12 protein-coding genes are annotated in these 12,866 nt (G+C 44.7%); 2 read left to right on the forward strand and 10 right to left on the reverse strand.

Annotation, left to right across the window (positions count from 1 at the left end):
* Positions 1-235: 235 nt before the first annotated feature.
* Positions 236-1,222: a UDP-glucose 4-epimerase GalE gene (galE, locus tag D1970_RS12940; RefSeq protein ID WP_119113293.1), complete on the reverse strand. Its 987-nt coding sequence runs from the start codon at positions 1,220-1,222 to the stop codon at positions 236-238.
* A gap of 238 nt (positions 1,223-1,460) precedes the next feature.
* Between galE and D1970_RS12945 the strand changes: the two genes are divergently transcribed.
* Complete coding sequence (locus D1970_RS12945; RefSeq protein ID WP_119113294.1) at positions 1,461-2,246, forward strand: formate/nitrite transporter family protein; 786 nt, start codon at positions 1,461-1,463, stop codon at positions 2,244-2,246.
* 188 nt (positions 2,247-2,434) lie between these two features.
* On the opposite strand, the gene D1970_RS12950 is transcribed toward D1970_RS12945, so the two are convergent.
* The gene (locus D1970_RS12950) at positions 2,435-5,173 is read right to left on the reverse strand and encodes a dynamin family protein (RefSeq protein WP_119113295.1); all 2,739 of its coding nucleotides are present in this window, start codon (positions 5,171-5,173) and stop codon (positions 2,435-2,437) included.
* A 341-nt stretch (positions 5,174-5,514) separates the two neighbouring features.
* Here D1970_RS12950 and D1970_RS12955 point away from each other — a divergent pair, with 341 nt between their 5' ends.
* A complete protein-coding gene (locus tag D1970_RS12955; protein WP_119113296.1) occupies positions 5,515-6,021 on the forward strand; it encodes a hypothetical protein in 507 nt (168 codons plus the stop codon).
* A gap of 53 nt (positions 6,022-6,074) precedes the next feature.
* Here D1970_RS12955 and D1970_RS12960 read toward each other — a convergent pair whose 3' ends face one another.
* From D1970_RS12960 to D1970_RS12995, 8 genes are all read right to left on the reverse strand, one after another.
* Positions 6,075-6,284 carry a hypothetical protein gene (locus D1970_RS12960; RefSeq protein ID WP_119113297.1) on the reverse strand — a complete coding sequence of 70 codons (210 nt, stop codon included), beginning with the start codon at positions 6,282-6,284 and terminating at the stop codon, positions 6,075-6,077.
* Positions 6,285-6,322: 38 nt separating this feature from the next.
* The gene (locus D1970_RS12965) at positions 6,323-6,520 is read right to left on the reverse strand and encodes a hypothetical protein (protein WP_119113298.1); all 198 of its coding nucleotides are present in this window, start codon (positions 6,518-6,520) and stop codon (positions 6,323-6,325) included.
* Positions 6,513-7,040, reverse strand: a complete 528-nt coding sequence (locus D1970_RS12970; protein WP_119113299.1) for a Rieske 2Fe-2S domain-containing protein — start codon at positions 7,038-7,040, stop codon at positions 6,513-6,515. The genes D1970_RS12965 and D1970_RS12970 overlap by 8 nt, the downstream gene beginning before the upstream one ends.
* Positions 7,041-7,120: 80 nt before the next feature.
* The gene (locus D1970_RS12975) at positions 7,121-7,672 is read right to left on the reverse strand and encodes a 4Fe-4S dicluster domain-containing protein (protein WP_119113300.1); all 552 of its coding nucleotides are present in this window, start codon (positions 7,670-7,672) and stop codon (positions 7,121-7,123) included.
* A 14-nt stretch (positions 7,673-7,686) separates the two neighbouring features.
* Positions 7,687-9,816 (reverse strand): formate dehydrogenase subunit alpha, encoded by a 2,130-nt coding sequence (fdhF, locus tag D1970_RS12980; protein ID WP_259339668.1) that lies wholly within the window; start codon positions 9,814-9,816, stop codon positions 7,687-7,689.
* Positions 9,797-10,972: an MFS transporter gene (locus D1970_RS12985; RefSeq protein WP_119113302.1), complete on the reverse strand. Its 1,176-nt coding sequence runs from the start codon at positions 10,970-10,972 to the stop codon at positions 9,797-9,799. The genes fdhF and D1970_RS12985 overlap by 20 nt, the downstream gene beginning before the upstream one ends.
* Before the next feature lie 452 nt (positions 10,973-11,424).
* On the reverse strand, positions 11,425-11,865 hold the full coding sequence (locus D1970_RS12990) for a threonine/serine exporter family protein (protein WP_119113303.1): 441 nt from the start codon (positions 11,863-11,865) through the stop codon (positions 11,425-11,427).
* Positions 11,866-11,879: 14 nt separating this feature from the next.
* Positions 11,880-12,638, reverse strand: a complete 759-nt coding sequence (locus D1970_RS12995) for a threonine/serine exporter family protein (RefSeq protein WP_119113304.1) — start codon at positions 12,636-12,638, stop codon at positions 11,880-11,882.
* Between the last annotated feature and the right edge of the window lie 228 nt (positions 12,639-12,866).

A 12,866-nucleotide genomic window follows, 5' to 3' on the forward strand; every position in this document is an offset into this window, starting at 1 on the left:
CCGTAAATAAAAAAAAGCGAAAGCACCCGGACAATGAAGTCCACTGGTCATTAAACCAACTAAAACGCTGCATCCTTTCGCAACATAAGCGCTGGATTGTCCGTCCCTATGCGCTAAAAAATAAAGGCTGGAGCGCCTAATTCAGCTGCTCCAGCCTTTTTGCCTTTATTTTATCTTTATTCACTCGTTGGCATGGAGAAATTTACATTCACTGTTCAATCTCCCCGTCCAAGGTTTAATCTTTATATCCTTGCGGGTTTGCCTGGTGCCATTTCCACGCTGTCTCAATAATTGTCTCAAGCTCATTATGTTGAGGTTTCCACCCGAGCACTTCACGGGCTTTCTCCGAAGATGCGATTAAAATGGCTGGATCTCCCGCTCGACGCGGAGTCAAGGTTTCAGGGATACTATGCCCGGTTACTTTCCGCGCAGTCTCGATAACTTCCTTGACGGAGAATCCCTTTCCGTTCCCAAGATTGAACACTTCACTCTGTTCATGCTTCCTTAAGTGCTCCAATGCCAGCCAATGCGCATTCGCAAGATCCATGACATGGATGTAGTCACGGATACAAGTCCCATCCTCTGTTGGATAATCGCTGCCAAAAATGCCTATCGACTCCCTCTGCCCGAGCGCTACCTGAAGGATAATCGGAATGAGATGAGTCTCAGGATTGTGATCCTCCCCGATTGTACCATCTGGATGAGCACCGGCCGCATTAAAATAACGCAGGGAAACAGACTTCAGGCCATGGGCTCCATCGCACCAGCGAAACATTTTTTCCATAGCAAGTTTCGTTTCTCCATATGGGTTTGTCGGAAAATTGCTGTCTTCCTCGCGGATAGGGATATTTTCCGGTTCGCCGTATGTTGCCGCAGTGGAAGAAAATACAATCTTCTTCACCCCGTGTTCAAGCATTGCTGATACAAGACTATGTGATGCCACCAAATTATTTTGGTAATAGTCCAATGGCTTATTTACACTTTCGCCGACAAGGGAACTTGCGGCAAAGTGGATAACCGCTTCAATTGTATTTGTACGAAACACATCATCGAGAAAATCCCTGTCCATGAGATCTCCCTCATAAAACCGCACACCTTTCACTGCGCTGCGGTGACCTGTCCGCAAATTATCAACGACGATGACATCTTCACCGCGCCGAATCAATTCTGCTGAAGTATGGCTCCCAATGTACCCAGCTCCGCCTGTTACTAAAATCGCCATTCCTTCTCCTCCTTTTCGCTGCCATGCTTTGTCCACAGCACCAGGAAATTAATTATGTATGAGGGAACAAGTACTCTTGTGCCCTGTGTTAAATATTTCAAATCCTAGTGTACCATAGTTCAAGGCTGCTCAATTGTGTCTATTTCATCCTTTTTCATCTCCTGTCCTGCAGCGATACATATCCCTAGCCTCTTTAGCTAAAAATAGACGGGATGTTGGAATAAGGCAGGTGATGATAATGGAAATCGAACCGCTGAGTGAGGTTGAGAAGCTTGCATTAAAAAAATTGAGGATCTTTAAGCAAAGCAGGCTGAGGTATTTGTCAAGGGCTGTCCTCGCTTCAATGTTTATTGGGTTTGGGGTAATTGTAGCTTTTAAAACAGGCAACTTCTTTTACATGGAACACTCTCCGTTTGCCTATCCGATGGCCGCACTGACATTCGGAGCTGCTATCATACTGATTGCATATGGAGGTGGAGATTTATTTACAGGCAATACCTTCTATTTTACTTTTGCGGCCCTTCGAAAAAAAATGGGTTGGAATGACGTTGGAAAACTGTGGATATACAGCTATGTCGGAAATATTCTTGGTGCTGCCTTGTTTGCTTTTTTAATTTATACAACCGGATTATTTGAGCATCCATCAGTCAATTCCTTTCTTCTCAGTGTAGTCGAAAAGAAATTGCATGCTACAACAATAGAACTGTTCTTCCGAGGTATATTATGTAACTGGCTTGTTTGTCTGGCGTTTTTTATCCCTTTATCATTAAAGGGAGACGGGGCAAGAATGTTTGCCATGATTCTCTTCGTCTTCTGTTTTTTCATTTCAGGATATGAACACAGTATCGCCAATATGTGCACATTCGCCATTGCGCTTGTCCATGAACACCCTGAGGCCATATCAATGACCGGAGTCATTCATAATCTCATCCCTGTCACAATTGGCAATTTATTGGGCGGAGGCCTTATGATGGGATGGATGTACCATTACGCAAATTTACCCTATTATTCAGATACACAATAAGCTATGTTATAAACAATTCCAAACCCTATACTAGAGGCGGCTGGGCAAAAGCGCAAAAAAAAGGCCGTTCCATAAAGGGGCGGCTCAAACTTAATAACTTATTTGCAAAAGTGTTTCGCGGGGGGAAAAACATATTTCCCGTTTCTAACAAGCTGGAGCCGCTCCATAAAGAGCGGCTTCTTTCTTTATCAACGTGAGGCAGGCCTTCCTGCCGCAGACATCCATTCGTATTGGCGAAGCTTTGTCTCGAAAAGCGCCAGCGGGTCCCTGTAGACCTCCGGCTTGATCCTTAGCTTCTCTAAGCCTTCTTTGCTGTCAACAATGTCCCGGTTGCACTCTTCAACCGCTCCTTCAAGCTCCTTCAGCGGTTCGCGGAAGAACAGGTTCACATCTCTTGTCAGCGATTTTTCAAACAGTTCAAACTGCTGCAGGAATTTATCCGCAACTGTGGAAGCTGTTTCGCTGAAATCTTCATTTTCAAGATAAGCTTTATATTTGTTATACAGCATGGCATTGTTCTGAGGAAGAACCCCGAGAAGCTTCCCTGCACCTTTCAAGAAAATTTGGGAAGGTGTCGACCGCAGCAGGATATTCAGTTTCTCCACGTGCACCCCGCTCGTCAGCCTATCAGCATCACGGTTCCAATCGTCCAACACCTTAAAATCGCAGGAGAGGGCAAGTTTTTCTTCCCCATACATCGCATTGAAGCCTTCTGCCATTTCTTGAAGGTGCACCTGCCCCTGGTCAAATTCGGACTTTGAAAATGAAATCCATTCCTTGAGTGACCCATAAAACTTTCGCAGGACAGTTGTTTCAAGAAATTCCCGCACTCTCTTGTTCATTTCATCATTTAGCTCGACATGGATCTTCCTGAAATCGCTTTTCTCTGTAAGTATATCAGCGCAGCCGCGCAGGATGGCAGGAACTTTACCCAAGATTTCTTCCCTTGTATCCTGCTTCGCCTTTGTGAAGGCTCTCCTGATTTCTCTTGCTTTTTCTTCTTCCATGTCATTGATTTGGTTAATGGCTCCATTCAGCTTAACCGTCATTTCTTCATTCCACCGGACTGATTCGACAAGATTATTTTCCATTTCGATTCGTTTGTCCAGAAGATATGTGATTGTTCTTCGAATATAATAATGCAGTTTCGACACCCTCGCCGTTTCACTGTCTCCCATCATGACAGAATGAAGGAACTCTGCCAATCCCTCAAGCTTTTGCCCGCCGGAAAAAGCAAACAGCTCAGCCTCGGGACTGATAACCTTGAGCCTTGATAATGTATCTTCAAAAACCTGTCTGGCTTCCTGCTCACTATACATCGAGTCCATCCCGTTCAGTACAAAATGAATCGGAATCTCCGGACTTTGTCCGATGATCTGTTGGAGAATTTCTTCTTCCTTCCTTGTCAGCGGTTCTTCTGCATTAAGGACAAACAGCAGACAGTCTGCAAACGGCACATAGTTGTAAAGCGGATGTTGTTCCACATTGCTTCGGTTGATCTCCGGTGTATCAATGATCTCTAGCTGGCTCTTCCCTAGAAATTCAACCGGTACCCGGAAATCAATAATGGTCTCTGTTTTGTGGTTTTGCCTTCGCACTCCGACAGCATCCTGGAACTCTTCATAATTGGAAATCGGTTCATCCCCTGTTTCGGATACATCTTTTATCTCAGGCTCTTCTCCATATTTAAAAGCGACAACGGAAGAGGTTGGGCCGGAAAGCAGCTCCTCACCAAGAATATAATTGACGAAAGCAGACTTTCCGCTTCCCGAAACTCCCGCCACCAGAAGCTGACGGTTTTTATATTCAGTGATTTCCCCGACGATCCACTTAAGCCGGTTGTCCGTTTCGACTCCATTCCTTTCCGCCCATGCAGTGATGCTAGAGAACAATTGCTGGCTGTCCTCCATTGCCGAAGGATACCTTCTGGCTTTAAGGATCATATCTTCTGCTTTGCGCACTGTATCCGGGGAAAGGCTTGAAGGAAACATTTCACTCCACGCCATCACAGCTGACGAGGCAAACAGTGAATAAGATTCATCCGTAACCTTCAGCCAGTTACTAAGGTGGCTTGGGATAATTGGCGATAGCTGTTTGATCAGCAGACCGCCATCGAGGAGCTCGAAATAGGACTCCTGGTATAATGCAGGCAATTCCTTCCAGACTTCATTCGTGCCACTTTCCATGCCAATGAAGATGCTATTGAAGTTATCAATCCATGACAAATAAGCGGATCCATCACGATAGCTTTTCCATAATGCCACGATAAGCTGCTCAAACTTTGCTGGATCTGCAGGATATAGCTCAAATAGTACCTTGTTGAAATACTCAGGTTGCATCCCCTCGGTATACCCATTATCAATATACTTTTTCAGGATATCGAACCATTCTGCAGAATGAGTCCGAATCGCTTCATTAGATGCAAGCTGGACTGCATTCTCCCAATCATCCTGTGATTCGAAAAAGGCCCTGGCGATGTCTGTTACACCTGGATAATCCGGATTCAGCGCGACTGTCTGCTTTATTACTTCGACAGCCCGCACTGTTTTTTGCAGTTCTATGTATAGTGCCAGCAGCTGCAGCCCTGTTTCTATTTTGAGCACTTCGTTTTCCGTATCAATTGACAGGTAAAGCTCCTCTGCTGACTCCAAGAGCCCGAGTTCGAGAAAAGCATCACCCATATTCTTTTTCGCCCATGGTTCGAAATCATTCGCGATGTTTTCCCATTTAAAAATAGCAGCTTCGAAGTCTTTATGTTGAAAATAAACTTCTCCCTGGGCAAACCGGATGTTCGGAAGTTTTTCCGGGCTGTCGTTATGGTCTCTTAAATAAAGCTCACCAAGAACCGACACTGGATTGGCATGCGTGTTTCCTTCCAAATATGTTTCATAATAATTTTTATTGATTAATTTCTCTTCTAATGACATTTGATGTCCTCCGACATTCTATTTTTCTTATATTTTAATGGTCCCAAGTATTAAATATTCCTCAAAACCCCGGTTATGAAACCTTATTCTTGTATTCTATCAGACTTAATTGAATCAATTATGTCAATTCATTTTCATTTACACTACAAAAATATTGTTTCTGTAATTTTTTTGCGAGGGTATAAAGCTTATTGATAAACCATTCGATTCGAGACTGGCGGTTTTGGGAACAGCTCTATCCCTGCAAATGTTTGTCCGTCCAGCAAAAAAGGCATATATTATAAATAAGAGGACATCTTCCCGGCATATACGGCAAGAATTGTTCAAAAGGGGGAGCTACCATGCTTAAAGTGAAGATAAAAGGACTGCCGCCAGAAAAAATAACGTCCAAATTTATTTCCGGCGAACACATCATCTATAGAGGGAAGTCATTAGCCAGCATCATTCCTGGCCACGACAGCACAGTCTTCCTGATAGATTCCCGCCTTGAACTGAATGAATACCAGCTGTTAAGAGACATCATTGTCAATATGACAGAGGGAACTACTTCACAAATAGATGATAGTGAATGCCAGCTCGGCTATCTTGAAAATGGAGATAAAGCGTTCCTCTTGGAAAATTGGGAAGAATGGAAGACTTTCCTGATGGGTGCAAAGCTCCGGACGCTTGAAGGGCAAAACGTCCTTGTTAAAAATGAAGACGGAAAAGATTTGGGTTCCGGCCTTCTTGCAGGCTATACGTCCGAGAAAATCCCCTTTCGCATTACCGGATGCACGTTAATAACGGCGTCAGGAGAAAAAACATTCACGGGAAACAGCCTTGAATTTGAACCTATCAGCAGGTTCTGATTCCATCGATAAAAAATGTAAAAGCAGCGGGAATTGGCCGCTGCTTTTGCTTTTTATGCCTTATTTATTTCGTCAATCAATTGTTTCGTCCGCTTTGCATTACCTTCAGCAAAATTTAGCAATCGATTTTTAAGTTCATCATTATTGTGAATTCTCTCGGCAGTGATTAAATAGGTCCTCATGAGATCTTCTTCAATCTCTAAAGTGTTTCTAAGAATATTCTCGACAGGCTGTTCATCTTCACCAGAAAATCGGGAGTCCATGTGAAGCCTCCTTTTTTTTCCGTATGTTCTCCCATGTCCTATTTTTTATACTCTTCTTTTCTCCAGATGAAAAAGGCAATGGCCGCAAAGAGCGTTGATACAATCGCTGCAGACATAAACGTATAGACACGACCGGACTCTTCCCCATAATAACCTTCGATTACATTTGAGAGAGAAACAACATTAATCGCGAGAAAAAGAAATATCGAAAAGAAAGCAACTCTTTTTTTACCCATGCCTTACTTCCCTCCCGACTGCGAACACTTTTCCGTCCTTCACTTCAAGGAGAATCTTCGGCAATTCACGCTGGGGCGGTCCCGCCATCGGGTGCCCATTATCTACATTGAAATAGCCTTTATGGCAAGGACACAACAAGATATTCTCCTTGTGTTCATAAAAAACTGGACATTGCAGGTGCGTACACTTGTTGTTATAGGCAACGAATTTGTCATCCGGTGTTCTGACAAGAATGGCGGGATCTTCCTTAGTCGGATATCCAAAATTTCTCGATTCCCCGATATCTAGATCTTTCACATCAGCAATTTCCACCCTTTTGACGGAACCATCTTCACTTCGCATATAAGAGAAAATGCCAAACGGGGTGGTTGCCAGGCCAATCGCGACAGTAGCACCGAAAGAGGCCTTCAGGAACGCCCTCCGGTTCAAGCCCACATCCTCTTTACGGTTAAGGTTGTCGATCAGCTTGATCATATCCTGGTCTTCAGTTTGTTTATGATTATTTTTTTCATCTGCCATGACTTGCCCTCCTGCCTCTTGAATACGGCATCATTTCACTTTTACTTTTATTTTTATTTTTAACCACTTTACCATCCTATTTACTGATTTGAATCAGTATAAACCCCAAAGAACTCAGGGACGTAATCCCACTTATTCCCTTCCTGCGGCTTTTTGCCTTCAATTAGGTTCATCTGTGTCCGACGCCTTCTTAATTCCTGCATCTCGTCAAAATCAATGAATCTGATGGCATCACTAGGGCAGACAGACGCACACATCGGTGAAATGCCTTCCCTCGTCCTGTCATAACACATATCGCATTTATACATTTTATTCTTTTCAAAGTCGAATTTCGGGATTCCAAACGGGCAGCCAAATGTACAGTTCCGACAGCCTATGCACTTTTCTTCCATCGCTGAGAGGACAACGCCTTCTTCTGTAATCTGGATAGCGTTCGCCGGACAAACGCGGGCACAGGCCGGGTCTTTGCACTGCATACACAGCATTGGAAATGTCTGCCGGGATTCGGTGAAATCGACATACTCGACATAGTTTCGTTCCTTCGCATCATGGTCTCCACACTCACGGCATGCCGCCTGGCAGGCACGGCAGCCTATGCAGCGTTCGAATTCAAGGTACATAATTTTATTCATCTTTCGCCTACCTCCTATTTAGTTAGTTTCTCAAGCTTGACTGCACAAACTTTAAATTCCGGCATCCGTGAGAATGGGTCTAGCGCTGGACTTGTAAGCTGGTTGATGGATTGCTCTTTGCCCCAATGATAAGGGACAAACAGCGTGTCCTTACGTATAGCTTTAGTAATTCGGGCTGGGGCTGTCATCTCGCCGCGGGGTGTTGAAATCTTGACTCTTTCCCCGTTTTGGATCTGGTACTGGCTCGCCAGTTCTGGATGGATTTCAACAAATGGCTCAGGGCATTGATCCATCAGGAATCCTACTCTCCGTGTCTGATTCCCTGTTAGGTAATGGAATACCACACGTCCTGTCGTCAGCCACAGTGGGTAACCGGTATTTGGAATTTCTCCTGGTTCCCTCCAGTCACAGACAGCAAGATTAGCCTTGCCATCTTCGGTCGCGAATTTATCTTTGAATACAGATGGCGTACCCATATGGTCTTCGGCAGGTGCCGGCCAGAACACGCCATCCTGGGCATCGATTTTTTCATATGTGACTCCATAGTAGTCGGCTTTTCCGCCTTTTGACGCAATTCTAAGCTCGTCAAAAATTTCCCTTGGCTCCTTATACGGGAAGAACTTCCCTTTTCCCATCCGCTCTGCGATCAGCTGCATGATTTCCCAGTCAGGCTTTGATTCCCCAATCGGATCGACAACCTTTCGGATCCGGATGACCCGGCCTTCAGTATTGGTAGTGGTGCCTTCATCTTCCGCCCATGTTGCAGTAGGAAGAACGACATCCGCAAGCTCCGCTGTTTCTGAAAGGAAAAAGTCGTTGACGACAAGGAAATCCAGGCCCTCGAGTGCTTTTTGGACATAATTGATATTTGGTGATGAAACAACCGGATTTGAGCAAATAACATGAAGCCCCCGGATTGTTTTTGCTTCCATCAGGTTGAACATTTCATAAGCGGAGACACCTTCCTGAGGCATTTCCTCTGGCTCTATTCCCCATACTCCAGCGATATATTCCCTGTCCTTCGGGTTGGTGATTTTTCGGTAGCCTGGAAGCGCATCCGCCTTCTGTCCGTGCTCGCGGCCGCCCTGCCCATTACCCTGACCTGTTAAAGTGGCAACACCGGATGCAAATTTCCCGATCTGGCCTCTAAGAAGAGCCATTGATGTATAAAGGCTGACATTGTCTACCCCTTTTGTTTGCTGTTCTGCTCCACGGGCAAACATGACAACGGAGCGAGGGGATTTCCCGAATATATGGGCCGCCTTCACGATTTTTTCAACTGCGATGCCCGTTAGTTTTGCTGTATACTCCGGTGTGAATCTCGCAGTCATTTCCTTCAGCTCTTCAAAGTTGTTGCAGCGTTCGTTTACATATTCGGTATCTACATAGTCATGCTTGATTAAAAGATGCATAATTCCGTTCGCAAGAGCCGAATCGGTACCCGGCAGCAGGTCGAGATGGACGTCGGCTACGCGTGCTGTTGGCGTTTCGCGCGGGTCAGCAACAATAATTTTTGCGCCTTTATCCTTCGCCTTCCAAAACCATTGAATACTTGTAGGGTGGCATTCAGCCGTGTTGGAACCTGCCATGAAGAAACAATCGCTGTGCTCAAGTTCTGTCCATGGAAGTGTGGAGCCCCGGTCCATACCAAGGGTTTTGTTGAAGCCCCCAGCGGCTGAGCTCATGCAATAGCGCCCATTATAGTCGATATAGCGGGTACCAAGTGCGACGCGGGCATATTTCCCAACAAGATAGCATTTCTCGTTTGTCATCGAAACACCGCCGTACACTCCGATTGCATCCCTGCCGTATTCACCTTGGATTTCTTTATACTTCCGCTCAATCAAATCAAGCGCTTCTTCCCATGAAGATTCGACAAACTGGCCATTCTTCTTAATCAGCGGCCGTTTGATCCTATCAGGATGATCGATTGTCTGGTAGGCCGTTACACCTTTCGGGCACATTTTTCCTTTTGTCAGCACCCAGTCATAGCGGGGCTCGACACCTACTACCTTATTTGTTTTTTCATTGACGCGTATATGCATGCCGCACTGCATGCCGCAGTAACAACAGTGTGTTGCGACTAATTTTTCGCCTTTGCGGATTTGGTTTTTGACGCCTTCTTTAACGAGAAACTGGCTCACTATCCTTCTCCCCCTTGTAATCCTGCTCAATATCGATTCCATAAAACTCTTCTGAACGTTTCTTGCTGAAGCCTGATAGATGGATTCCATTATTCGTATCGACAGGTCCGTATGGATTTCCTTTTGGGGCTTCCATATTCATTTGCTTCAGCGCGCGCATGCGCCTGCGGCAACCTGTACAGTAATCGGACAGCTGCGTCCCATCCGCTAGCCTTAAATCAAAGTTCTGGGCTTGCAGGATCGCTTGCACGTCTGCAATCTGGTCATCATTGCTGTACGGCTGTCTACAGCATTTGCAGGTTTTCGTATCCACTTTCACAACCTCCTGATAGCTCATTGGAACTGCAGCGGCCAAGGGCCTTACTGGTACGTGGAACAGCTTCCCGAATGGGAAATATACGAGCATGATGACCACCGTAACCTGATGTACAAGTGACATGTAATGGTGCATCCAGCCGTCAAAAAATGTGTAAAGCACTGTCAGGATCAATCCGGTTACCGTTACAGAAAGAAGGATGAGAAGCGGCAGGATATCAAATTCAAAACGCTGTGTGACTTTGACATCATAGCTGCTGATTCGGCGCCACAGTGCCATTGACGCGCCAATCAGGACCATGATCGCCCCGATATTGAGTCCGTTGTAGACGATTTCGGCAAACAGCCCGTGTGCGGCCATTTTCATTGTAGGGATATTAAAAACAACAATTTGGTATGTTTCAGGATCAATTAGGTCGAATCTCATCCAGCCGAACGTCAGTCCAAACGTAATGGCAAAAGAAATGAGGCATCCCCAGGAAATCATCAAATGCTGGATGCCGCGGTACAGCCCCCGTTTAAAAATGAATTTCTGGAGGATGATGTTATCAACAAGCGTTATGAGTACCGCTTTTGCACTCCATTTTAATCGCTCTTTTGTGAACAGGTTTTTCATGCTTCGGGAAGCGACACGGTTTGTCGCGGTCCGATAAAGCCAGAAGCTCATCCGGATTGTCAGTCCAACCGCAAATATTGCGGACGAAATGGCATACCCCAGAAGTGCCATATCTATATGCAAAAATTGGTCTGTGGCAACCCACATCGACAAAAACAAGACTAATAGAACTAAAAATGAATACATGCTGGTTTTCGAGTAAAAGGATTTCTCCAGCCTGTGCATACCGTCTGCCCCCTAGTGAGATGAATTGATTTGAAAGTAATCATATCATGGTAAAACTGGTTAACTTCACAATAATTGTAAACACTTTGTGAATAGTGGAAACTAACCTATACTCTCGCTGTAACTATCATCATCCCTCATTACCATAGCGATTCTCTTTCATAATTAAATTTTAAGGGACGGAAAATAAGACGTATGTGAAGTACGTCACATCTTGAAAATTCATTGCTGAATTGCACTTATATTTGCACCAATAACAAAAAACACGCTGAAGCGTATCAGCGTGTTCTACGAGTGCAGGAAAAAATCTGAGATGATTTATTTGTCATTATTTCCCGAGAAATAAACTTTGCCAAGAGTATTTCCAGACAAAAACAACTATAAATAAACAAATAATTCCTTTTTGTTTTTACTGTTTAATCAAACTAACATTATTTCTAATCTCAGTTTCATTACTTTGGTGCCTTTCCCGACCTTCTGATTACAAGGTTAAGCACCTCGGAGAATACAAGTCCGACTGCAAGGGCACCGGAAATCATGGAAGCTTTTGCGGCCAACGTAACCGTTCCAATATAATCTTTTTCCACGAAATGCCTCATGGCATCGTAAGAAAGCCCTCCAGGCACAAGCGGAATAATGCCTGCCACACTAAAAATGATAATAGGAGTTTTATAATGCTTTGCCATCACCTGGCTGATGACTGCAATCAGGAAGGATGCAGCAAGTGTAGCCAGAATTGTCCCATATCCGTTATATTCAAGAATAAAATAAACCATCCAGCCAAGCATTCCGGAAATCCCGCATTTAACAAGTGATTCCTTTGGTGCGTTAAACATGATTCCAAACGCAGCTGAAGCAACAAAGCTTGTTACAAGCTGTGATATATAGACCACTCAGGCCACCCCTATTACAATAGTGATAAAACAACTGCTATGCCTGATCCAATTGCAAAAGCCGTCAGGAAGGCTTCGGCTCCTTTTGAAATTCCTGAAACAAGGTGCCCTGCCATAAGGTCCCGTACTGCGTTAGTAATCAGGAGCCCTGGTACAAGCGGCATGACTGAACCAATAATGATTTTATCAAGCTCCTGCCCAAGCCCCAGTGTTATAAAAGCAAATGACAGCAATCCAATGATGGTGGAGGCCAGGAACTCAGAGAAAAATTTCACCGGAACAAGCCGGTGAAAGTAGACGGCGCATAAAAAGCCTCCTCCCCCCGCTGCAACTGACGGAAGGAAATCTACCCAGCTGCCCTTGAACATGATTGTAAAGCAGCCGCTGGCAACAGCAGCTGCTGCCAGCTGGTACATGAAAGAGTATGTCAGTTTCGCAGCTTCGATTTCCTTCAGCTCTGTCCAGGCTTCCAAAAGCCCGGTATCTCCGCTGCTGATTTTTCTAGAAACACTGTTGACCATCGCGACTTTTTTTAAATCGGTTGTCCGCTCCGAAATCCGGATCAGCTTTGTCTTTGCTGCACCCGTCTCTTCAATGGAAAAAAGGATTACTGTAGGGGTCACATAGCTATGCGTCTGGCCAATGCCCAAGGCGGTCGCCATGCGCATCATTGTATCTTCAACCCGGTACGTTTCAGCCCCGCTTTGGAGCATGATTTTTCCGGCAAGAAGGCAGACATCCATTATGTCATATACTGAAGTTTGATTGTCCATTCATGTCCTCTCTAAAAGGGAATTTTCATCTTCTCTGCAACAGTGTAAAACATAAAAAAAAATGTATCAACAACATTCGAACAGCCGGAATTATTCGGACAATTATGTTTTTTCCCGACATGCTTCCAAGTGAAACTTCGACAGGCAATTAAAGCCAATCATGTAAAAAACAGATTCTTTCGAATATAATATAGCGAAAGAGGGTACCTCCTAATAACTATAAACAAA

The sequence above is a fragment of the Mesobacillus zeae genome (assembly GCF_003570705.1).
GTDB lineage: Bacteria > Bacillota > Bacilli > Bacillales > Cytobacillaceae > Mesobacillus_C > Mesobacillus_C zeae.

Coding starts and splice junctions, on each gene's coding strand:
- D1970_RS12985 (WP_119113302.1), bottom strand. CDS start 10,972: ATGCACAGGCTGGAGAAATCCTTTTACTCGAAAACCAGCATGTATTCA.
- D1970_RS12950 (WP_119113295.1), bottom strand. CDS start 5,173: ATGTCATTAGAAGAGAAATTAATCAATAAAAATTATTATGAAACATAT.
- D1970_RS12970 (WP_119113299.1), bottom strand. CDS start 7,040: ATGGCAGATGAAAAAAATAATCATAAACAAACTGAAGACCAGGATATG.
- galE (WP_119113293.1), bottom strand. CDS start 1,222: ATGGCGATTTTAGTAACAGGCGGAGCTGGGTACATTGGGAGCCATACT.
- D1970_RS12975 (WP_119113300.1), bottom strand. CDS start 7,672: ATGAATAAAATTATGTACCTTGAATTCGAACGCTGCATAGGCTGCCGT.
- D1970_RS12995 (WP_119113304.1), bottom strand. CDS start 12,638: ATGGACAATCAAACTTCAGTATATGACATAATGGATGTCTGCCTTCTT.
- D1970_RS12965 (WP_119113298.1), bottom strand. CDS start 6,520: ATGGGTAAAAAAAGAGTTGCTTTCTTTTCGATATTTCTTTTTCTCGCG.
- D1970_RS12955 (WP_119113296.1), top strand. CDS start 5,515: ATGCTTAAAGTGAAGATAAAAGGACTGCCGCCAGAAAAAATAACGTCC.
- D1970_RS12945 (WP_119113294.1), top strand. CDS start 1,461: ATGGAAATCGAACCGCTGAGTGAGGTTGAGAAGCTTGCATTAAAAAAA.
- D1970_RS12960 (WP_119113297.1), bottom strand. CDS start 6,284: ATGGACTCCCGATTTTCTGGTGAAGATGAACAGCCTGTCGAGAATATT.